The 21,385-nt window shown below is 73.4% G+C and carries 23 protein-coding genes; 14 read left to right on the top strand and 9 right to left on the bottom strand.

From position 1 onward, the window contains the following. Positions 1-35: 35 nt before the first annotated feature. Positions 36-1,031, bottom strand: coding sequence for an ABC transporter permease (locus CHR28_RS16025; protein WP_094054310.1), 996 nt, complete (start codon positions 1,029-1,031; stop codon positions 36-38). Positions 1,032-1,169: 138 nt separating this feature from the next. Here CHR28_RS16025 and CHR28_RS16020 point away from each other — a divergent pair, with 138 nt between their 5' ends. The 9 genes from CHR28_RS16020 to CHR28_RS38990 all read left to right on the top strand — a co-directional run bounded on the left by CHR28_RS16020 (position 1,170) and on the right by CHR28_RS38990 (position 8,667). Further along, positions 1,170-1,817, top strand: coding sequence for a TetR/AcrR family transcriptional regulator (locus tag CHR28_RS16020; protein WP_094054309.1), 648 nt, complete (start codon positions 1,170-1,172; stop codon positions 1,815-1,817). 113 nt (positions 1,818-1,930) lie between these two features. Continuing rightward, complete coding sequence (locus CHR28_RS16015) at positions 1,931-2,233, top strand: urease subunit gamma (protein WP_094054404.1); 303 nt, start codon at positions 1,931-1,933, stop codon at positions 2,231-2,233. Positions 2,234-2,243: 10 nt separating this feature from the next. Continuing rightward, positions 2,244-2,555 carry an urease subunit beta gene (locus CHR28_RS16010; RefSeq protein ID WP_094054308.1) on the top strand — a complete coding sequence of 104 codons (312 nt, stop codon included), beginning with the start codon at positions 2,244-2,246 and terminating at the stop codon, positions 2,553-2,555. Beyond that, positions 2,548-4,269 (top strand): urease subunit alpha, encoded by a 1,722-nt coding sequence (locus tag CHR28_RS16005; protein ID WP_094054307.1) that lies wholly within the window; start codon positions 2,548-2,550, stop codon positions 4,267-4,269. Before CHR28_RS16010 ends, CHR28_RS16005 begins: the two co-directional genes overlap by 8 nt. A 13-nt stretch (positions 4,270-4,282) precedes the next feature. Beyond that, positions 4,283-4,957, top strand: a complete 675-nt coding sequence (locus CHR28_RS16000) for an urease accessory protein UreF (protein ID WP_094054306.1) — start codon at positions 4,283-4,285, stop codon at positions 4,955-4,957. Between the two features lie 184 nt (positions 4,958-5,141). Then, on the top strand, positions 5,142-5,825 hold the full coding sequence (gene ureG, locus CHR28_RS15995) for an urease accessory protein UreG (protein ID WP_094054305.1): 684 nt from the start codon (positions 5,142-5,144) through the stop codon (positions 5,823-5,825). Then, positions 5,822-6,580, top strand: a complete 759-nt coding sequence (locus tag CHR28_RS15990) for an urease accessory protein UreD (RefSeq protein WP_094054403.1) — start codon at positions 5,822-5,824, stop codon at positions 6,578-6,580. Before ureG ends, CHR28_RS15990 begins: the two co-directional genes overlap by 4 nt. A 130-nt stretch (positions 6,581-6,710) precedes the next feature. Continuing rightward, a complete protein-coding gene (locus CHR28_RS15985; RefSeq protein ID WP_094054304.1) occupies positions 6,711-8,312 on the top strand; it encodes an alpha/beta hydrolase in 1,602 nt (533 codons plus the stop codon). A 214-nt stretch (positions 8,313-8,526) separates the two neighbouring features. Beyond that, entirely contained in the window at positions 8,527-8,667 is a 141-nt protein-coding gene (locus CHR28_RS38990; RefSeq protein WP_179272462.1) for a hypothetical protein, read from the top strand. Between the two features lie 23 nt (positions 8,668-8,690). Here the strand turns inward: CHR28_RS38990 and CHR28_RS38985 are convergent, their stop codons facing one another. After that, entirely contained in the window at positions 8,691-8,822 is a 132-nt protein-coding gene (locus CHR28_RS38985; RefSeq protein WP_373453359.1) for a hypothetical protein, read from the bottom strand. A gap of 58 nt (positions 8,823-8,880) precedes the next feature. Then, entirely contained in the window at positions 8,881-9,597 is a 717-nt protein-coding gene (locus CHR28_RS15975) for a lysophospholipid acyltransferase family protein (RefSeq protein ID WP_094054303.1), read from the bottom strand. Positions 9,598-9,917: 320 nt separating this feature from the next. Here CHR28_RS15975 and CHR28_RS15970 point away from each other — a divergent pair, with 320 nt between their 5' ends. Further along, complete coding sequence (locus CHR28_RS15970) at positions 9,918-10,373, top strand: RpiB/LacA/LacB family sugar-phosphate isomerase (protein WP_094054302.1); 456 nt, start codon at positions 9,918-9,920, stop codon at positions 10,371-10,373. 3 nt (positions 10,374-10,376) lie between these two features. On the opposite strand, the gene CHR28_RS15965 is transcribed toward CHR28_RS15970, so the two are convergent. From CHR28_RS15965 to CHR28_RS15945, 5 genes are all read right to left on the bottom strand, one after another. After that, positions 10,377-11,615, bottom strand: a complete 1,239-nt coding sequence (locus tag CHR28_RS15965; protein WP_094054402.1) for a PP2C family protein-serine/threonine phosphatase — start codon at positions 11,613-11,615, stop codon at positions 10,377-10,379. 68 nt (positions 11,616-11,683) lie between these two features. Beyond that, positions 11,684-14,143, bottom strand: a complete 2,460-nt coding sequence (locus CHR28_RS15960) for a SpoIIE family protein phosphatase (RefSeq protein WP_094054301.1) — start codon at positions 14,141-14,143, stop codon at positions 11,684-11,686. A 143-nt stretch (positions 14,144-14,286) separates the two neighbouring features. Further along, a complete protein-coding gene (gene rocD / locus CHR28_RS15955; RefSeq protein ID WP_094054300.1) occupies positions 14,287-15,540 on the bottom strand; it encodes an ornithine--oxo-acid transaminase in 1,254 nt (417 codons plus the stop codon). Continuing rightward, positions 15,537-16,367 carry a dimethylargininase gene (gene ddaH, locus CHR28_RS15950; protein WP_094054299.1) on the bottom strand — a complete coding sequence of 277 codons (831 nt, stop codon included), beginning with the start codon at positions 16,365-16,367 and terminating at the stop codon, positions 15,537-15,539. The genes rocD and ddaH overlap by 4 nt, the downstream gene beginning before the upstream one ends. Before the next feature lie 156 nt (positions 16,368-16,523). Then, positions 16,524-17,009, bottom strand: a complete 486-nt coding sequence (locus CHR28_RS15945; protein ID WP_094054298.1) for an Lrp/AsnC family transcriptional regulator — start codon at positions 17,007-17,009, stop codon at positions 16,524-16,526. 122 nt (positions 17,010-17,131) lie between these two features. Here CHR28_RS15945 and CHR28_RS15940 point away from each other — a divergent pair, with 122 nt between their 5' ends. From CHR28_RS15940 to CHR28_RS15925, 4 genes are read left to right on the top strand one after another with little or no spacing between them, the layout of a single operon-like run. Further along, on the top strand, positions 17,132-17,881 hold the full coding sequence (locus CHR28_RS15940) for a LytR/AlgR family response regulator transcription factor (RefSeq protein WP_094054297.1): 750 nt from the start codon (positions 17,132-17,134) through the stop codon (positions 17,879-17,881). 2 nt (positions 17,882-17,883) lie between these two features. Then, positions 17,884-18,243: a hypothetical protein gene (locus CHR28_RS15935; RefSeq protein WP_094054401.1), complete on the top strand. Its 360-nt coding sequence runs from the start codon at positions 17,884-17,886 to the stop codon at positions 18,241-18,243. A gap of 11 nt (positions 18,244-18,254) precedes the next feature. Then, positions 18,255-19,970: a sodium/solute symporter gene (locus CHR28_RS15930; protein WP_094054296.1), complete on the top strand. Its 1,716-nt coding sequence runs from the start codon at positions 18,255-18,257 to the stop codon at positions 19,968-19,970. After that, a complete protein-coding gene (locus tag CHR28_RS15925; RefSeq protein ID WP_094054295.1) occupies positions 19,967-21,181 on the top strand; it encodes a sensor histidine kinase in 1,215 nt (404 codons plus the stop codon). Before CHR28_RS15930 ends, CHR28_RS15925 begins: the two co-directional genes overlap by 4 nt. 4 nt (positions 21,182-21,185) lie before the next feature. Here the strand turns inward: CHR28_RS15925 and CHR28_RS15920 are convergent, their stop codons facing one another. Further along, positions 21,186-21,374, bottom strand: a complete 189-nt coding sequence (locus CHR28_RS15920; RefSeq protein ID WP_179272461.1) for a hypothetical protein — start codon at positions 21,372-21,374, stop codon at positions 21,186-21,188. Positions 21,375-21,385 lie beyond the last annotated feature (11 nt).

Raw genomic sequence — 21,385 nt, 5'->3', positions numbered from 1 at the left:
GGCCGCGTCCGCCGTTCGGCTCGTCGGGGTTCCGGCTAGCCGACGGTCGTCAGTTCCCGCGTGTCGGTCGCGGCCGTGCCGGACCGCTTCCGTGCGCGGAGCGCGCCGCCGAGCAGGACCGCGCCCAGGCTCAGCACCGCCCACCAGGCCAGTGTCAGGGCGGGCCCGGTGGCCGCCGCGCCGTCGAAGTACGACACCGAGCGCAGCAGGGTCGTGCCCGCGCCCGGCGGCAGCCACTGGCCGATCGCGCCGGCCGGCTCGGGCAGCAGCTGCGGTGCCGACGCGGCGCCGGAGAACGGGTTGCCGAGCAGCATCACCACGCCACCGGCGATCCCGATGCCCTTGGGGCCCGTCAGCGCGGCGAGTCCGGCGACGGCGCCGCTGACGGCCAGGGACGACAGTCCGAGCACGGCGGCCTCCGTCCACCAGTCACCCGTGAGGACCCCGAGCCAGCTGTGCGCGATCCCGGCCGCGGTCACGCCCACGAGCGCGGAGGCGCCGAGCAGCGCACCCACGGCCCGCGGTCCGCTCAGCCCCAGCAGGGTGACCACCGCGCCCGCGGCGATGCCGGCCAGCGCCAGCGGCAGCACGGACGCGCTCAGCGCCGCGCCCCGCGGGTCGCTCTGCGGGGCGGGCACCACGTCGACCGTCCTGACCTGCGTGCCCTCGGCGGCGGCCTGCCGGGTCACGGCCTGCTGGAGCAGCTGGGCCACGGCCGGACCCGCGGCGGAGGCCGTGAGCAGTTCGGGCCCCTGCGGCGTGACCACGACCGCGCCGTACACCGAGCGGTCCTGGATGGCCTCCCGGGCGGCGGCCTCGTCGGCGTAGCGGTGGAGCTCGAAGGCGCCTTCGTGCCGCTCCAGCTGTCGCTCCACCTGTGCCGTCGCGGCGGGCGGTCCGGCGACGCCGAGCGGCAGGTCGCGCGGCGCGGTGCGGGCGGCCGGCCAGGCGAAGGCCCACAGGGCCAGGGCGGCCAGGACGGGAACGAGGACGACGACCGCGATCAGTCGGCGATTCGGCGTGTGGGACATGAGGGTCTCCTGCGAGCGGCGGACCGGCCTGCGAAGCGGTCGGCAGTAAAAAGAAGGATCGTTCGTTTTGCTCTGTCACCACCGTGCTCCGCCGGTCGCTCCTTGTCAAGAATGAATATTCGTTTTACGTTGGGGACCATGGCCCGCGTGTCCCAGGAACACCTCGACGCCCGCCGCCGCCAGATCCTCGACGGCGCCGCGGTCTGCTTCGCCCGCAACGGCTTCCACGCCACGTCCATGCAGGACGTGCTGAAGGAGGTCGGCCTGTCCGCCGGCGCGGTCTACCGCTACTTCAGCGGCAAGGAGGAACTGATCGGCGCGATCGTCGGCGAGGTCCTCGGCTCGGTCCGCGGCGCCTTCGAGGAGGCGTCCCGGCAGAGCCCGCCCCCGCCGCCGGACGAACTCGTCGCGACCGTCCTCGGCACGGTGCTCGCCGCCCGCGAGTACCTGGTCGTCGACGGCAGGCCCGCCTTCCCGCGCCTCGTCATCCAGGTGTGGCCGGAGACCCTGCGCAACGAGGACCTGGCGGCCGTCCTGCGCGAGGGCTACGGCTCCGTCCGCGCGGCCTGGACGAAGATCGTCGAGGGCTACCAGCGGGCCGGGATGATGCGGCCGGACGTCGAGCCGGACCATGTGGCCCGCACGATGATCGCCGCCGTGCTCGGGTTCATCGCCCAGCAGTCCCTGTTCGGACCCGCCCCGGTCGAGGTCCTCCGGGACGGTCTGCGGGCCCTGATGAGCATGCGGGACGAGCGCGCCCCGGCCACCGGGTCACAGCCGGGTTAACGTGCCCGAAACGCGGTCCAACTAGCCTGCCGCTCCACGCCACCTGGCACTTTGCCCCGTGGCCGCGGCACCCGGGCCCCGCACGGCCCGGAGCGAGGACTGTGAGGTGGGACGTGCAGCTGACCCCGCACGAGCAAGAGCGACTGCTGATCCATGTGGCGGCCGACGTGGCCGCCAGGCGCCGGGCCCGCGGGCTCAGGCTCAACCACCCCGAGGCGGTCGCCCTCATCACGTCGCACATCCTCGAAGGCGCCCGGGACGGCCGCACCGTCGCCGAACTCATGTCCTCCGGACGCACGCTGCTCACCCGGGACGACGTGATGGAGGGCGTCCCGGAGATGATCCACGACGTCCAGGTCGAGGCCACCTTCCCGGACGGCACCAAGCTCGTCACCGTCCACGAGCCGATCGTCTGAGAGGGCCCGCATGATTCCCGGAGAGATCCTCTTCGCCGAGGACCCGATTGTCTGCAATGAGGGCCGCGAGGTCACCCGGCTCACCGTGCTCAACGCCGCCGACCGGCCCGTCCAGGTCGGCTCCCACTACCACTTCGCCGAGGCCAACCCGGGCCTGGAGTTCGACCGGTCCGCGGCACGGGGCAAGCGGCTGAACGTCGCCGCCGGCACGGCCGTGCGCTTCGAACCGGGCATCCCCGTCGACGTCGAACTCGTTCCGCTCGCCGGCGCCCGTGTGGTGCCCGGTCTGCGCGGGGAGACCGGAGGTGCCCTCGATGCCTGAGATCTCGCGCGCCGCGTACGCCGACCTGTTCGGCCCGACGGCCGGTGACCGGATCCGGCTCGCCGACACCGATCTGCTGGTGGAGATCGAGGAGGACCGTTCCGGCGGTCCCGGACGCGCCGGTGACGAGGCCGTGTTCGGTGGCGGCAAGGTCATCCGCGAGTCCATGGGCCAGTCGCGTGCCACGCGCGCGGAGGGCACTCCGGACACGGTGATCACCGGCGCGGTGATCATCGACCACTGGGGCATCGTCAAGGCCGACATCGGCATCCGCGACGGCCGCATCACCAGCATCGGCAAGGCCGGCAACCCCGACACCATGGACGGCGTCCACCCGGACCTGGTCATCGGCCCGGAGACCGAGATCATCGCCGGCAACGGGCGGATCCTCACGGCCGGCGCGATCGACGCGCACGTCCACTTCATCTGCCCGCAGATCGCCGACGAGGCCCTGGCGTCGGGCGTCACGACCCTGGTCGGCGGCGGCACCGGCCCGGCGGAGGGCTCCAAGGCGACGACCGTGACCCCCGGCCCCTGGCACCTGGCCCGGATGCTGGAGGCCATGGAGGCCTACCCGCTCAACATCGGGTTCCTCGGCAAGGGCAACACCGTCTCGCACGAGGCGATGCTGTCGCAGATCCGGGGCGGCGCGCTCGGCCTGAAACTGCACGAGGACTGGGGCTCCACCCCGGCCGTCATCGACGCCTCGCTGACCGTCGCCGAGCGCACGGGCATCCAGGTCGCCATCCACACGGACACCCTGAACGAGGCCGGGTTCGTCGGCGACACGCTCGCCGCCATCGCCGGACGGGGCATCCACGCGTACCACACCGAGGGCGCGGGCGGCGGGCACGCGCCGGACATCATGACCGTGGTCTCCGAGTCCCACGTGCTGCCCAGCTCCACCAACCCGACCCGGCCCTTCACCGTCAACACCGCCGAGGAACACCTCGACATGCTGATGGTGTGCCACCACCTCAACCCGGCCGTGCCGGAGGACCTGGCGTTCGCCGAGTCCCGGATCCGGCCCTCCACCATCGGCGCGGAGGACGTGCTGCACGACCTCGGCGCGATCTCCATCATCTCCTCCGACTCGCAGGCGATGGGACGCGTGGGCGAGGTGATCCTGCGGACCTGGCAGACCGCCCACGTCATGAAGCGGCGGCGCGGCGCACTGCCCGGCGACGGCCGAGCCGACAACCACCGGGTGCGCCGCTACGTCGCCAAGTACACGATCAACCCCGCGCTCGCCCAGGGCCTCGCCCGCGAGATCGGGTCGGTGGAGAGCGGCAAGCTGGCCGACCTGGTGCTCTGGGAACCCGCGTTCTTCGGCGTCAAGCCGCAACTGGTCCTCAAGGGCGGACAGATCGCGTACGCGCAGATGGGCGACGCGAACGCCTCCATCCCGACCCCGCAACCGGTCCTGCCGCGCCCGATGTACGGCGCGATCGGCCGGGCCCCCGCCGCCAACTCCGTCAACTTCGTCGCGCCCCTGGCCGTCGAGGACGGGCTGCCGGAACGTCTCGGGCTCGGCAAGCGCTTCGTGGCCATCGAGTCGACCCGCTCGGTCACCAAGGCGGACATGCGCGAGAACGACGCGCGGCCCGAGGTGCGGATCGATCCCGACAGCTTCGCCGTGCACATCGACGGGGAACTCGTCGAGGCGACGCCCGCGGCCGAGCTGCCCATGGCGCAGCGCTACTTCCTCTTCTGAAGGCGAGGTCGCGATGTCACGGGCGGCACTGCTCGTACTGGCCGACGGCCGGTTCCCCGCCGGAGGGCACGCGCACTCCGGCGGGGCCGAGGAGGCCGTCAAGGCCGGGCGGATCAGCGGGGCGGCGAGCCTGGCGGAGTTCTGCCGGGGGCGGCTGCACACGGCCGGGCTGGTGTCGGCGTCCCTCGCGGCGGCCGCGGCGCTCGGCATCGACCCCGTCACGCTGGACGGCGCGGCGGACGCCCGTACGCCCTCGCCCGCGCTGCGCGTCGCCGCGCGCAAGCTGGGGCGGCAGTTGCTGCGGGCCGCCCGGGCGACCTGGCCGTCCGCCGAACTGGACGCCCTGGGACGGCAGTTCCCCAAGGGGGCGCATCAGCCGGTGGTCCTCGGTCTCGCGGCGCGGGCGGCCGGCCTCGGGCCGGTGGACGCGGCGTACTGCGCGGCGTACGAGAGCGTGAGCGGGCCGGCCACGGCGACGGTGCGGTTGCTGAGCCTGGACCCCTTCGACGCCACGAGGGTGCTGGCCCGGCTCGCCCCCGAGCTGGACCGGGTCGTGGACCGGGGCGTGGAGGCGGCCCGCCGGGTCGTCGACGACGGCGTCGACGCGCTGCCCGCCCCGTCCGCGCCCCTGCTGGAGATCGGGGCGGAGGTGCACGCGGGGTGGCCCGTACGGCTGTTCGCCTCATAGCCGCACGCTGTACGCCGTGCAGTTCCCCGCCCCAGGGGCGCGGGGACCTGCGCGACCAGCCCTCACCCACCCGCACCCGGCACCAGCCCCCGCCACCCCGTACCCGGCAGCCCGCAACCCCGAGCCCTCCACTCCGTACCTCGGTAGCCCGCCACCCCGGGCCCGCCCTCACCAGGAGCCGCACATGCACCTCGATCACCACCACGACGGCCCCGCCGCCGTCGGTGCCGACGCACACCGCCCCGACGGCAGCCGCCGCGCCCTGCGGATCGGGCTCGGCGGGCCCGTGGGCTCGGGGAAGACCGCCACCGTCGCCGCGCTGTGCCGGGCACTGCGCGACGAGCTGTCGATCGCCGTCGTCACCAACGACATCTACACGCGGGAGGACGCCGAGTTCCTGCTCCGGGAGGCCGTCCTGCCGCCCGAGCGGATCACCGCCGTCGAGACGGGGGCCTGCCCGCACACCGCCATCCGGGACGACATCTCCGCCAACCTGGAGGCGGTGGAGGACCTGGAGGACGCGATCGGCCCGCTGGACCTGGTCCTCGTGGAGTCCGGCGGGGACAACCTCACCGCGACCTTCTCCAAAGGGCTCGTCGACGCGCAGATCTTTGTCATCGACGTGGCCGGGGGCGACGACATCCCGCGCAAGGGCGGACCCGGCGTGACCACCGCCGACCTGCTCGTCGTGAACAAGACCGACCTCGCCCCCTACGTCGGCTCCGACCTGGCGCGCATGGCGGCCGACGCCAAGGCGCAGCGCGCCGAACTGCCGGTGGTCTTCCAGTCGTTGCGCGGCGGGCCCGGGGTCGCCGACGTCGCCGCGTGGGTGCGCGGCCGGCTCGCCGCCTGGACGGCGGGCGCGTGAACGCGGCCGGGGTGCGGTCCGTCGCGCGGATCGTCGCCCGGGACGACGGCCGGGGCGGCACCACGCTGCCCGTGCTGGCGAGCGACGGGCCGCTGGCGCTGCGACGCACCCGGGCCACCGGGGCCGGGGCGCGGGTCATGCTGATCGGCGCGATGAGCGGCCCGCTCGGCGGCGACCACTTCACCGTGCACGCCCGGGTCGAAGAGGGCGCGACGCTGTCCGTCGGATCGGCAGCCGCCACCATCGCCCTGCCCGGCCAGGCCAAGGGCGAGGCCCGCTACGACGTCCGGCTCGACGTCGCCGACGACGCCGAACTGCACTGGCTGCCGGAACAGTTGATCTCCGCTCAGGGCAGCGACCTGTGCGTCACGACCCGGGCCGAGGTGGCCGCCACGGCCCGGCTCGTGCTGCGCGAGGAGCAGGTGCTGGGGCGGACCGGTGAGCGGCCCGGGCGTCTGACGAGCCGTCTGACGCTACGGGTGGCCGGGCGGCTCGTGCTCGACCAGGAACTGGCCTGCGGGCCCGGCGCACCCGGCGGCTGGGACGGGCCGGCCGGTCTCGCGGGGCATCGCGCCGTGGGCCAACTCGTGGTGGTACGTCCGGAGTTCGGGGCCGAGCCGGTCCAGGGCGGGGTGCTGGCCGAAGGCGCCGCGCTCATGCCGCTGGCCGGGCCCGCCGCGCTGGTCACGGCCGTTGCGCCGGACGCCCTGCGGCTGCGGCGGCTGCTCGACGAGGCCCTCGCCCAGCTCGGGTAGCCGTCCGCACAGCAGACGTGGCGCTCCGTTTATCGGATTGGCAAAGAAGGATGCCCGCCCCTGTTGCCGGGGACCTCACACCCGCGAGGATCCCCCGTACTGATCGCAACTGAGTACGGGGAGGTCCCCCTTGAGGGGTACGAGTCCGAAGAGGCGGGTGACGGCGCTCGGTTCGGCCGGCGCGCTCGTCACGGCCACGCTGATAGCCGGCGCCGTCGCGGCGCCCACGGCGAACGCGAGCGCGGGCAGCGGCCCCGGCGCGGACCGCGAGGCCCGGGGCGCCGCCATCGCCGCCGACCGCGCCGCGAAGGCCGGCATCGACTGGCAGGACTGCCCTGCCGACTGGAACCTGGCCAAGCCGATCCAGTGCGGGTACGTCACCGTGCCGCTCGACTACGCCAAGCCGTACGGCAAGCAGATCAAGCTCGCCGTCGACCGCATCGGCAACACCGGCACGAAGGCCGAGCGGCAGGGCGCGCTCATCTACAACCCCGGCGGCCCCGGCGGCTCCGGACTGCGCTTCCCGGCCCGGGTCACCGCCAAGAACCCCATCTGGGCCAACGCCGCCAAGGCCTACGACTTCGTGGGCTTCGACCCGCGCGGCGTCGGCAAGTCCACGCCCATCTCCTGCGTCGACCCGCAGGAGTTTGTCACGGCGCCCAAGATGGACCCGGTGCCCGACTCCGAGGCGGACAAGCTCGCCCAGCGCAAGCTGGCCCGCGAGTACGCCGAGGGCTGCCAGGAGCGCAGCGGCTGGATGCTGCCGCACATGACCACGCCGAACACCGCGCGCGACCTCGACGTCATCCGCGCCGCCCTCGGCGAGAAGAAGCTCAACTTCCTGGGCGTCTCGTACGGCACCTACCTCGGCGCCGTGTACGGCACGCTCTTCCCGGGCCACGTGCGCCGCATGGTCGTCGACAGCGTCGTCAACCCGTCCCGCGAGAAGATCTGGTACCAGGCCAACCTGGACCAGGACGTCGCCTTCGAGGGCCGCTGGAAGGACTGGCAGGACTGGGTCGCGAAGAACGACGCGACCTACCACCTGGGCGACACCCGCGCCGAGGTCCAGGAGCAGTGGCTGAAGCTGCGCGCCACCGCGAAGAAGAGCCCGCTCGGCGGGGTCGTCGGCCCGGCGGAGCTGATCTCCTTCTTCCAGAGCGCGCCGTACTACGACTCCCAGTGGGCCCCGATCGCCTCGGTGTTCAGCAAGTACGTCGCCGGGGACACCCAGGCGCTGGTGGACGCCGCCGCGCCCGACCTGTCGGACACCGCGGGCAACGCCGCCTCCGAGAACGGCAACGCCGTGTACACGGCCGTGGAGTGCGCCGACGCCAAGTGGCCCACCAGCTGGCAGCGGTGGGACCGCGACAACACGCGGCTGCACCGGGACCACCCGTTCATGACCTGGGCCAACGCCTGGATGAACCTCCCGTGCGCCACCTGGCCGGCCAAGCAGCAGACGCCGCTGAACGTGAAGACCGGCAAGGGCCTTCCGCCGGTGCTGATCGTGCAGTCCGAGCGTGACGCGGCCACCCCGTACGAGGGTGCCGTCGAACTGCACCAGCGGTTCAAGGGCTCGCGCCTGATCACCGAGAAGGACGCGGGCTCCCACGGTGTCACCGGCCTGACCAACCCGTGCATCAACACCCGGGTGGACAGCTACCTGCTCACCGGCGAACTGGACGCCGCGGACGTGACCTGCACCCCGCACGCCACGCCGAAGCCGTAGCGGCGAAAGAGGGGCGGCCGGACCCCCGACCGCCCCTCACCCACACCACCCCGCTCCCCGAGCCACACGCCGGCTCGAGCTCAGCGCCGACGGGCTCTCGCCTTCCGAGGCGAGAGCCCGTACAGGTTCCGTCGACCGGCCGGGGCCGGGGAGGCCGCCCGGCCGTCCCGGCGGGTCGAAGCCGCGGCCCGCGCCCTCCTCGTACACCAAAACCGTGGAGACGACGACCGCCGAGCCGACGCGGCCGGCCAGGGCCGTCAACCGCCGTGCACGCCGGGCCCGCCCCGTAGGCGACGACCTGGCCCAGCGGGTCGCGGCCATCGCCGATCAGCGCCCCAATGCCGCGTCGTACTAGCGGTCGAGCCGCGCGGCGCGGACTTACCCGGGCCAGTCCCCGTCCCGGCCGCCGCCGCGGGAGGCGGCCGTCACTGCCCAGCCGTCCCGGGCCGGCGCTGCCACCGTGGGCCGGCCGGTCTGTCCGCCCGCCCCGATCACCTCAGCACGTCTCATGCCGCGACCGTAGATCGCCCCGCCCGGCCCCGGGAACGCCTTCTGCCGGCAGCAGCGGTCACCTCAGGGGCATGCGCGGGAACCTGCGCTCCTTCGCTGCGGCCTCCTCCGCCTTCACCACTGCCGCGTACCGGTCCACGTACTCCTGCTCGGACAGCGAGAGGATCGCGTACATGATCTCGTCGGTGATGGCGCGCAGGACGGCCTTCTCGTTCTCCATGCCCTCGTAGCGGGAGAAGTCGAGCGGCCTGCCGAAACGGATCACGACCGGGTGGATCCTGGGGATGACCTTGCCCGGGGGCTGGGCCTCGAACGTGCCGATCATCGCGCAGGGCACCACCGGGACGCCGGCCTTCAGGGCCATCACCGCGACACCGACCTTGCCCTTGTAGAGCCGGCCGTCGTGCGAGCGGGTGCCCTCCGGGTAGATGCCGAGCAATTCGCCCTTGGACAGGACGCCGAGGCCCTCGCGGATCGCCGCCTGGCCGGCGTCCTTGCCGGAGCGGTCGACCGGGATCTGCCCCGCGCTGCGGAAGAAGAAGGCCGTCAGACGGCCCTTGACGCCCGGGCCCGTGAAGTACTCGGCCTTGGCGAGGAAGGTGATGCGCCGCTTGAGGATCGCGGGCATCAGGAAGTGGTCCGAGAACGACAGGTGATTGCCGGCGATGATCGCGGCGCCCTCCGCCGGCACGTGCTCCAGACCCTCTATTCGAGGCCGGAAGACCAGTCTCAGCAGCGGCCCCAGCAGCACGTATTTCAGCAGGTAGTAGAACAAAGCGGGCGCTCCTCGACTCTGGCGGTGGACTCAACCGCCGCATTCCAGCAGGTCAACCGGCATGTCGTGGGGTGCCAGTGTAGGTGCAGGGGCAGTCACCGGGCACCTCGTGCGGCAGGACCGCGCCGATCCTTCACGCTTTGACTGACGGTCAGTCAGCAGGGTGTGTCCGGTGGTGCCCGTGCGGCCGGGGAGTATCGCGGGACCAGCGTGCTGCTCCGTACGAGTGACCGGCAAGCCGAACGCCGCGCATGGCGCGATACGGACGGCTCCCTGTCCGGCCGCTGGTTCTTGCGGCCCCGCCGAGTAACCTGCGAAGCATGCGGATCTCTGTTTCCTCGGACATGGACGAGCCCGTCGCCCGCTCCCTCGTGGCCGCGCTGCGCGACCGGGGACACGAGGTGCGCCCGCACGGCGCTCTGCGCCCCGGGGACGACCCGCAGTGGGCGGTGTGCTCCGAGGCCGCGGCCCGCGAGGTCGCCGACGGGACGGCCGACCAGGCCGTGGTGTGCTGCTGGACCGGCACGGGCGCCTCGATCGCAGCCAACAAGGTGCCCGGAATCCGGGCGGCCCTGTGCACGGACTCCTACACGGCCGACGGTGCCCGCCGCTGGAACGACGCCAACGTGCTCGCGCTCAGCCTCCGGCTGACGTCCGAGCCGCTGCTCAAGGAGATCCTCGACGCCTGGTTCGGGGCAGTGCCCAGCACGGACGCCGAGGACCGGCAGAACGTGGACCGGGTGCGCCTGCTGGACCACGGCAGGACCCGGATGTGACGGTCACAGCCGCACGATGATCAGCGCCGTGTCGTCCGTGGCGCCGCCGGACGGCAGCAGTTCCAGCAGGACGGTGTCGGCGAGGGTCTCGGGGTCCTGGTCGCGGTGACGGCGCAGGGCGTCGGCGAGCCGGGCCAGACCCGCGTCGATGTCCTCACGGCGCCGTTCGATCAGCCCGTCGGTGTAGAGCACCAGCGTGGTGCCCGGCGTGAACACGGTCTCGGCCTGGGGCCGGGGGATCGGATCGGGCCGGGCGTCGAGCGGTGTGTCGGTGGCCTGGTCGAGGAACCGGGTGCGGCCGTCGGGCTGGACCAGCACCGGCGGTGGATGGCCCGCGCTGCTGTAGGTGATGGTCTGCCGCTCGAAGTCGATGAAGGTCGTCACCGCCGTCGCCGACTCGGCACCGTCGACCACGTGGGCGTAGCGCCCGAGCACGTCCAGCGCCTGGGCCGGGCCCGCGGCGACCCGGGAGGCCGCGCTGAGCGCGCTGCGCAGCTGCCCCATGACGCCGGCGGCGGCGAGCCCGTGCCCGACCACGTCCCCCACGGACACCCCGATCCGGTGGCCGTCGACCAGTTCGACCAGGTCGTACCAGTCACCGCAGACGTTGAGCGCGCCGACGGCCGGGCGGTAGCGGACCGCGGCCCGATGGTGGCGGCTGACCTGGCGTCGGGCGGGCAGCATCGCCTCCTGCAGCGCCAGTGCCACCTCGCGCTCCCGGGAGTGCGCCTGGCGCAGCCGCTCGTTGAGCTCCTGGAGCTCACGGGCGCGGGTGTACAGCTCCGCCTCCAGCACCCGCGCGCGGCTGTTGCGGCCCCCTGCGCGCCCCCGGGCCCGGATCAGCTCCGTGACCTCCTCGACGCGGTGCACGATCAGCAGCACCTTCCCGTCGGGGCCGAGCACCGGCGCGTTCACCGGGCTCCAGTAGCGCTCCGCCCACTCCCCGGGGCGGTCCGGATCCTCGACGTCGTAGCGCTGCAGCGCCATGGCGTCGCGCTCGCCGGTGGCCAGGACCCGGTACAGCGACGCCTCCAGATTGCGCATGCCCGTCGCGGCCGGGTCGTTGGGGTTGTCCGGGAAGACGTCGAACACGTAGCGGCCGATCAGCTGCTCCCGGGAGCGGCCGGAGCCCCGCACGAACTCCTCGTTGACGTCCGCGTACACCAGCTCGGGCGTCAGGAGCGCCACCATGCCGGGCAGGCACTGGAACATCGCCGCGTAGTCGATCACCGAATTCGTCATGGCCGCCGCCTCACCGATGCCGGGAATCACACCAGTTTCGCACGGTATGGGCGTACCTCACCCGGGCATCATTCCGGGACGCCCGTCAGCGGCTGCTCGGCCCAGATGATCTTCCCGTCGGGGATGAAGCGCGTGCCCCACCGCTGGGTGAGCTGGGAGACCAGCAGCAGCCCGCGCCCGCCCTCGTCCGTCGTGCGGGGATGGCGCAGATGGGGCGCGGTGGCGCCGTTGTCGAAGACCTCGCACACCAGGGCGCGCTCCCGGATCAGCCGCAGCCGGATGGGCCCGTCGCCGTACCGGATGGCGTTGGTGACCAGCTCGCTCACCACCAGCTCGGTGGTGAACACCAGCTCGTCCAGGCCCCAGCGCGCCAGCTGCCGGGTCGCCGTGCGGCGGGCCTCGGCGACGACGGCCGGGTCGCTGGACAGCTCCCAGACCGCCACCTGCCCGCTGCCGAGACGTTTCGTCCGGGCCATCAGCAGGGCCACGTCGTCGTACGGACGGGCCGGTACCAGCGCGTCGACCACGGTTCTGCAGTGCGCGTCGAGCGGACCCGCCTGTTCCAGGGCCCGGCGCAGCCGCTCGCGGCCGGCGTCGACGGCCCAGGTGTCGCTGCGGGCCAGCAGCCCGTCGGTGTGCAGGGCCAGCGTGCTGCCCTCCGCCAGGGTCAGCTCGACCGCCTCGAAGGGCGGGCCGCCCACGCCGAGCGGCGGGCCCTGCGGGAGATCGACGAACGTGACCGAACCGTCCGGCCGCACGACCGCCGGGGCGGGCTGGCCCGCCGCGGCCATCGCGCACCCGCCGTCGACCGGGTCGTAGACGGCGTACAGGCATCCGGCGCCCACGGACCGCCCGCCGTCGGCGCCCGCCGCGTCCGGTTCGGCCCCGTCCTCCCGCGCCGACCGCGCCACCAGGTCGTCCAGGTGCGCCAGCACCTCCTCGGGCGGCAGATCCAGCGCGGCCAGCGTCCGCACGGCGGTCCGCAACTGCCCCATGGCCGCCGCGGCGTCGATGCCGTGCCCGGGCACCTCGCCCACGACGAGCGCGACCCGCGCCCCGGACAGCGGGATGAGGTCGTACCAGTCGCCGCCCAGGCCGGTCAGCTCGTCCGCCGGCCGGTAGCACGCGGCCACCTCGACGGCGTCCTGCTCGGGCAGCCGGTGGGGGAGCAGACTGCGCTGCAGGACGAGCGCGGCGTCCCGCTCGCGGGTGTAGCGGTGGGCGTTGTCCAGGCAGACGGCCGCGCGGGCGACGAGGTCCTCCGCCAGGCGCAGGTCCTCGGCGTCGAAGGGCTCCCGGTGGGTGCGGCGGAAGAAGCTGGTCAGGCCCAGAGTGGTGCCCCGCGACCGGATCGGCACGGTCAGCACGCTGTGCAGGCCCAGTTCCCGGAAGGTGGCCCGCCGGCCGCCCGGGGCGTCGGTGGTCCAGTCCCTGGACGACGGGTCGAGCCGTTCCGCCCGCCAGGACCGGCCCGAGGTCAGGCAGCGGACCGGGGGCGACCCGGCCGGGTAGGTGGCCGTGTCCCCGACGGGGACGACGACGGCCGGCAGGTCCTCGTCCGCGGCCCGGTGGCCCGCGCGGCGCAGCGCCACCGGCTCCGCCGTGTCCGGGAGCGGCCCGGGCGACAGTTCGCCGCCGCGCAGCACCGTGTCCAGCAGGTCCACGGAGGCGAAGTCGGCCAGTCCCGGCACCGCCACGTCGGCCAGTTCCTGCGCGGTGCGCATAAGGTCCAGGCTGCGGCCGATGCACTCACCGGCCCGGTCGAGCAGCGCCAGCCGCTGCCGGGCCCGGTGCCGCTCGGTCATGTCCACGACCGTGTAGTAGACGCCTATCGGGTGGCCCCGGTCGTCCTCCAGCCGGGTGAAGGACAGCATGTGCGCCGTCTCCCGCAGGGGCGCCGACCGCACATGCCCCACGTGCTCGTAGCCGACGACCGGCTCGCCCGTCTCCAGCACGTGCCGCATCTGCGCCTCGACCGCCTGCCCGTCCAGCCCCGGCTGGACGTCCGCGAACCGCAGTCCGAGCCGGCGCGCCGCCGGTCCGCCGCCGAACTGCTCCAGGGCTGCGTTGGACCACACGAACCGCAGGTCCGTGTCCACGATGGCGATGCCGACGGGAGCGTCCGACACCATCCGCTCCAGCACCGTACGGCTCATGTCCCAGCCGGGTGCGCCGGCCAGCTCCGACAGCAGCACCAGCCAGCGGGAGCCGCCGTGTGCCTCCTCCGCCGGGGCGATCCGGGCGGCGACCCGCACCGGCCGCCCGTTCTTGTGGCGGGCCGTCAGCAGTCCCCGCCAGCCGCCGTCCCTGCGGCACCGCTCGACCAGGTCCGGCACCCGCTGCGCGTCCTCGTCGGCCAGCAGATCGGCGAGCTTGCGGCCCACCGCCTCGGCGGCCGGGTACGCCAGCAGGCGCCGGGCGTCGTCGGTCCAGGCCGTCACCACGCCCTGCGGATCGAGCAACAGCGGCGCCGCGTCGGCCACGTCGAACCGCTGCCGGGCAGTGCCGTACTCCTCGTCTGCGCCCACGGCCGACCTCTCTGTCGCTGAGAGTGGTCTACCACCTCTTGCCCCCATCTTCACCCTTCCGGTGAGAGGGGGCGGCTTGTGCAGGTCCGGTCGGGGAGGCCGGTCCCGGGCGGCCGCCCGCCCGGGACCAGCCTCCGGCCCGCCTATCCGAGGACCTTCTCCAGGGCCCCGAGCGCCTCCCGGAGCTCCTCGCCGGTGATGGTCAGCGGCGGTGCCAGGCGGATCGTCGAGCCGTGGGTGTCCTTCACCAGGATCCCCTCGCGCATGAGACGCTCGCTGATCTCGCGGCCGGTGCCGAGCGCGGGATCGACGTCGACGCCCGCCCACAGCCCGCGCGAGCGGAAACCGACCACGCCCTTGCCGACCAGGCCCGCCAGGCCCTCGCGCAGGATCACGCCCAGTTCGGCCGCCCGGCGCTGGAACTCGCCCGTCTCCAGCAGCTCGACCACCGCCGTGCCGACCGCCGCCGCCAGCGGGTTGCCGCCGAACGTCGAGCCGTGCTCGCCCGGGTGCAGCACCCCGAGCACGTCCCGGCGCCCGACCACCGCCGACACCGGCACGATGCCGCCGCCCAGCGCCTTGCCCAGCAGCAGCACGTCCGGCACCACCGACTCGTGCTCCACCGCCAGCGTGCTGCCCGTCCGGCCGAGCCCGGACTGGATCTCGTCCGCCACGAACAGACAGCCCCTGCGGCGGGTCAGCTCCCGCACGCCCGCCAGGTAGCCGTCGTCGGGGATGATCACCCCGGCCTCGCCCTGGATCGGCTCGATCAGCACCGCGGCCGTCGTCTCGTCGACCGCCGCCTCCAGCGCGGCCAGGTCGTTGTACGGCACGATCCGGAACCCCGGCGTGAAGGGCCCGAAGCCGCTCCGCGCGGTCTCGTCCGTGGAGAAGCTGACGATCGTCGTCGTCCGGCCGTGGAAGTTGTCCGCCGCCACCACGATCGTGGCCCGGTCCGCCGGGACGCCCTTGACGTCGTAGGCCCACTTGCGGGCCACCTTCACCCCGCTCTCCACCGCCTCCGCGCCGGTGTTCATGGGCAGCACCATGTCCTGCCCGGTCAGCGCGGCCAGCCGCTCGGCGAACTCCGCGAGCCGGTCGTTGTGGAAGGCCCGCGAGGTCAGGGTCAGCCGGTCGAGCTGGTGGTGGGCGGCCTCGATCAGCGCCGGGTGCCGGTGGCCGAAGTTGAGGGCCGAGTAGCCCGCCAGCATGTCGAGGTAGCAGCGGCCCTCGACGTCCTCCACCCAGGTGCCCTCGGCGCGGGCGACGACCACGGGCAGCGGGTGGTAGTTGTGCGCGAGGACCGGCTCCTCCGCGCGGATGAGTTCCTCCGAGCCGCGGCCGCCCCGCGGACCGGGGGTCTCCTGCGGGCCACGGGTGGTGACGGGTGCGGTCATGAGCGGATCTCCCGGATCTCCTGGGTGCAGCACTTGATGCCGCCCCCGGCCTTGTGGAATTCGGACAGGTCGACGGGGACGGGCACGTAGCCGCGGTCGGCCAGCCGCGCGGCCAGGCCCGTCGCCCCGGGTGAGATGAAGACGTGGCGCCCGTCGGAGACGGAGTTGAGCCCGAACGCCATCGCGTCCTCGCGGGTGGCGAGCACCGCGTCCGGGTAGAGCCGGGCCAGCACCTCGCGGCTGCCCGGCGAGAACGCCTCGGGGTAGTAGGCGATGTTCCCGTCGCGTTCGTCGTCGAGGACGAACAACGCCGTGTCGAGGTGGTAGAAGTACGGATCCACCAGCGTCAGCCCGATCACCGGTACGCCGAAGTACTCCTGCACCTCGCTGTGGGCCTCCCGGGTCGTGCGGAAGCCCGTCCCGGCGAGGATCCAGCGCCCGGCCGGCACCAGGTCGCCCTCGCCCTCGCAGACCGCCTCGGGGTGATAGACCTCGTAGCCCTCCGTCTTGAACCACGCCTCGTAGGGCACGGACTCGGGACGGCGCTCGGGCGCGTGGAAGAGCGAGCCGAAGACGCGCCCGTCGACCACGACCGCCGCGTTCGCGGCGAAGACCATGTCGGGCAGGCCGGGAACGGGTTTCACACTGTCCACGGTATGGCCGTGGGCACGGTAGGTGTCGACCAGCGCCTGCCACTGGTCCAGGGCCCTGATCACGTCGACGGGTTCGTCGGGGTGCATCCAGGGGTTGATCGCGTACTGCACGGCGAAGTGTCTGGGCTCGCAGACGAGGTAGCGCCGCCGGCGCGGCACACGGGAGTCGGGCACGAAGGGGTCCCTCCGCTTCCTCACGGTGTGTGACTGGGGGTTGACACAACGGTAGGAACTGACGGTGGGGGCCGACAAGAAACAAAGATTGCGCGTCCACGCAGGAACGCTGCGTCTTCCGCCCGGCCGGCGCACGGACGCTGCGCCGCCCGGGAGCTACTCGGGCGCCGGGTGGCTGGCTCCCGCCTCCGGACTCTCCGGCAGCAGATGGGAGAGCACCATCACGCTGATCGTCTTCCGGATGAACGGCTCCTGCCGGATGCGCTCCAGCACCTCCTCGAAGTGCTCCACGTCCCGCGCCCGCACGTGCAGCAGCGCGTCCGCGCCACCGGTCACGGTCATCGCCGCGGTGATCTCCGGGTAGTCGCGCACGACGTCGGCCAGCCGCCGCGGCGGGGCGGCGCCCTCGCAGTACACCTCGACGTAGGCCTCGGTGCGCCAGCCCAGCGCCGACGGCTTGACGGTCGCCGTGAACCCGGTGATCACGCCCGTCTCGCGCAGCCGGTCGACGCGCCGCTTGACCGCCGTGGCCGACAGCCCGATGGCCGTGCCGATCTCCGCGAACGACGTCCGGGCGTTCGCCATCAGCGCGGTGACGATCTTCCGGTCGAGTTCGTCGAACGCCGAGGACCTGCTGTTCATGCGGGCACTGTATCCACCGGCCCCCCGGCCCGCGCCCGCTCCGGCCCCGCCACCGCGTCCGGCGGGAACGTCCACCCCCGGCACGTGTCCAGACGCAGGGATCGCCCCTACACTCCACGTTCATGCTGCGCGCCCTGGCTGTCGACGACGAACGCCCCTCCCTGGAGGAACTGCTCTACCTGCTGCAGGCCGACCCCCGCATCGGCAGCGCGGAGGGCGCCGGTGACGCGACCGAGGCGCTGCGCCGCATCAACCGCGCCCTGGAGTCCGGCCCGGGCGGACCCGAGGCCATCGACGTCGTCTTCCTCGACATCCAGATGCCCGGGCTCGACGGCCTCGACCTGGCCCGGCTGCTCACCGGCTTCGCCCGCCCGCCGCTCGTCGTGTTCGTCACCGCCCACGAGGACTTCGCCGTGCAGGCCTTCGACCTCAAGGCCGTCGACTACGTCCTCAAACCCGTCCGCAAGGAACGCCTGGCCGAGGCCGTCCGCAGGGCCGCCGAGCTGCGCGGCGCCACGCCCCGCATCCCCGTGAGCGAACCCGACCCGGACCACATACCCGTCGAACTCGGCGGCGTGACCCGCTTCGTCGCCGTCGACGACATCACCCACGTCGAGGCCCAGGGCGACTACGCCCGCCTGCACACCGTCAAGGGCAGCCACCTGGTCCGCATCCCGCTGTCCACCCTGGAGGAGCGCTGGCGCTCACGCGGCTTCGTCCGCATCCACCGCCGACACCTCGTCGCCCTGCGCCACATCGGCGAACTCCGCCTCGACGCCGGCACCGTGAGCGTCCTCGTCGGCTCCGAGGAACTGCAGGTCAGCCGCCGCCACACGCGCGAACTGCGCGACCTGCTCATGAGGAGGACATGACGGTGCCCCAGGACCACACCGAACGCCGCGTCGTCGTCACCGGCCCGCCCCGGCAGGCCCGGCGGGCCTCCGGCTACTACCGCCCGCGCACCGAGATCGACGAGCAGACCACCCTCGGCCACACCTACGTCCGCTCCCTGATGCGCACCCAGTTGCGCGCCGCCCTCACCGTCTTCGCCGTCCTCGGCCTGCTCGTCGGCCCGCTCCCGCTGCTCTTCGCCGCCATGCCCGACGCCCGCCGCCTGGAGTGGGCCGTCCTCGGCTTCGGCCTCTACCTCCCCCTGGTCCTGCTCGCCCGCTGGTACGTCCGCCGCGCCGAGCGCAACGAGCGCGACTTCGTCCGTCTCGTCGAGGACCGCTGACTTCCACGCCCATGAACTCCAGCTACGCCGTCCCCGCCGTCGCCCTCGTCGTCGTCGCCACGGTCCTGGTCGGCGCCTTCGGCCTGCGCATCTCCCGCACCACCTCCGACTTCTACGTCGCCTCCCGCACCGTCGGCCCGCGTCTGAACGCCGCGGCCATCAGCGGCGAGTACCTCTCCGCCGCGTCCTTCCTCGGCATCGCCGGCCTGGTCCTCGTCCAGGGCCCCGACATGCTCTGGTACCCGGTCGGCTACACCGCCGGCTACCTCGTCCTGCTGCTCTTCGTCGCCGCCCCGCTGCGCCGCTCCGGCGCCTACACGCTGCCCGACTTCGCCGAGGCCCGCCTCGCCTCCCAGGCCGTGCGTCGGCTCGCCGGAGCCTTCGTCGTCGGCGTCGGCTGGCTGTACCTGCTGCCCCAGCTGCAGGGAGCCGGGCTCACCCTGACCGTGCTGACCGGGGCGCCCGACTGGCTGGGTGGCGTGATCGTCGCCGTCGTCGTCACCGCGACCGTCGCCGCCGGCGGCATGCGCAGCATCACCTTCGTCCAGGCCTTCCAGTACTGGCTGAAGCTGACGGCCCTGCTCGTCCCCGCCCTCTTCCTGGTCCTCGCCTGGCAGAGCGACGGCGCCCCGCGCCACGCCTTCGACGAACCGGCCACCTTCCGCGAGCAGCGCGTCGTCCGCGTCGACGACAGCGTCGACCTGAAGCTGGAGCGTCCCCTGACCGTCACGGTCACCGGCACCGTCGACGGCCGCACCCACACCGGGACCCGCCTCGACCTGCCCGCCGGCACCCACCACATCGAAGGCGGCACCCGCCTCACCTTCGCCCGGGGCGCGGCCGTCCCCGAAGCCGAGCGCAGCGGCGGCGGCGACCTCTCCCCGTCCCAGGCCGAGAGCCGCGCGGAACGCCCCCTCTACGCCACCTACGGACTGATCCTCGCCACGTTCCTCGGCACCATGGGCCTGCCCCACGTGGTGGTCCGCTTCTACACGAGCCCGCACGGCGTCGCCGCCCGCCGCACCACCGTCGCCGTCCTCGGCCTGATCGGCGCCTTCTACCTCCTGCCCCCCGTCTACGGCGCCCTGGGCCGCCTCTACGCCCCCGAACTGACCCTCACCGGGGACCCGGACGCCGCCGTCCTCCTGCTGCCCGACCGGATGATCGGGGGAGTGGGCGGCGATCTGCTGGGGGCCCTGGTCGCGGGCGGCGCCTTCGCCGCGTTCCTGTCCACGGCCTCGGGCCTGACCATGGCCGTCGCGGGCGTGCTCACCCAGGACGTGCTGCCCTCCCGGGGCGTGCGGCACTTCCGGCTCGGGACCGTCCTGGCCATGGTCGTGCCCCTCGCGGCGAGCGTCCTGGTCGGCGGGCTGCCGGTCGCCGACGCGGTGGGCCTCGCCTTCGCCGTGTCGGCGTCCTCCTTCTGTCCGCTTTTGGTCCTCGGCATCTGGTGGCGGCGGCTGACCCCGCCCGGCGCCGCCGCCGGGATGCTGGTCGGAGGCGGCTCCGCCCTGCTCGCGGTCGCCGCGACCATGGCGGGCTACCCGGGCCGGGGCGCCGCCCTGCACGCCCTGCTCGCCTGGCCGGCCCTGTGGTCGGTGCCGCTCGGCTTCCTCACGATGATCCTGGTGTCCCTCGCCACCCCCGGCCGCGTCCCGCCGGGCACGGCCGGGGTCCTGGCCCGCTTCCACCTGCCCGAGGAACTGCGCACGGAGGTGACGGCATGAGCGACTTCCTGGCCGGCCTGTGCGTCGCCGTGCTCCCCGTCCTGGCCCTCGGCGTCTGGCTCGGCCGGCGCACCGCCCGGGCCAAGAGCCTCGCCGGTCTCGGCACCCCCGTGGAGCACGCCACCTTCGAGACCCTGCACACCGCCTCCCTCGCCGCGCCGCCGCTGCGGGCCGGCCTGACCGAGGAGACCGCGCGCAAGTCCGCCCGGAAACTGCGCTCGCTGCTCGGCACCGACGCCCTCTGCCTCACCGACCGCGAACAGGTCCTGGTCTGGGACGGCGACGGCGCCCACCACCGCTCCGAGATCATGGAACGCCTCGCGGGCCCCCTGGACTCCGGCCGGGGCGAGGCCTTCGCCCTGACCTGCGACCGCCTGGACTGCTCGGTGCGCTGGGCGGTCGTCGCCCCGCTCACCGTCGACGACCGGGTCCACGGCGCCCTGGTCGCCTGCGCGCCCCGCGAGTCCGCCGTCCTGGTCCGGGCCGCCGGCGAGGTCGCCCGCTGGGTCTCGGTGCAGCTCGAACTGGCGGACCTGGACCGGTCCCGCACCCGCCTCATCGAGGCCGAGATCAAGGCGCTGCGCGCCCAGATCTCCCCGCACTTCATCTTCAACTCGCTCGCGGTGATCGCGAGCTTCGTCCGCACCGACCCCGAGCGCGCCCGCGAGCTGCTGCTGGAGTTCGCCGACTTCACCCGCTACTCGTTCCGCCGGCACGGCGACTTCACCACCCTCGCCGACGAGCTGCACGCCATCGACCACTACCTGGCCCTGGTGCGCGCACGCTTCGGCGAGCGCCTCTCCGTCACCCTGCAGATAGCGCCGGAGGTGCTGCCCGTCGCACTGCCCTTCCTGTGCCTGCAGCCGCTCGTGGAGAACGCCGTCAAGCACGGCCTGGAGGGCAAGGCCGTCTCCTCGGGCAAGTGCCACATCCAGATCACCGCCCAGGACGCGGGAGCCGAGGCCCTGGTCGTCATCGAGGACGACGGCGCGGGCATGGACCCCGGACTGCTGCGCCGCATCCTCGCCCGCGAGGCCAGCCCCTCGGGCGGCATCGGCCTGTCCAACGTCGACGACCGGCTCCGCCAGGTCTACGGCGACGACCACGGCCTCGTGATCGAGACCGCGGTCGGTGCCGGCATGAAGATCACCGTCCGTCTCCCGAAGTACCAGCCGGGTGTGCACTCGGCGGGCCGGCTGACCCGGGAGTGAGCCGTCAGGTGCTGCGCGTGGTGACCACCATCCCCAGGGTGATCAGGCCCAGGACGACCCAGCCGAACCACAGCCAGCCGTTGCTGCCGAGTGCCACCGTGTAGGCCGTCACCACGACGAGGCCGCCCAGAGTGAGCACCCCCATGGTCTTCGTCCCGTTGAAACCGCTGGAACCGTGCGTGGAACCGGGCATCGTGACACCCT

The sequence above is a fragment of the Streptomyces sp. XY006 genome (genome assembly GCF_002237655.1).
GTDB classification, from domain to species: domain Bacteria; phylum Actinomycetota; class Actinomycetes; order Streptomycetales; family Streptomycetaceae; genus Streptomyces; species Streptomyces levis.
This window is presented reverse-complemented; position numbering and strand designations above follow the sequence as displayed.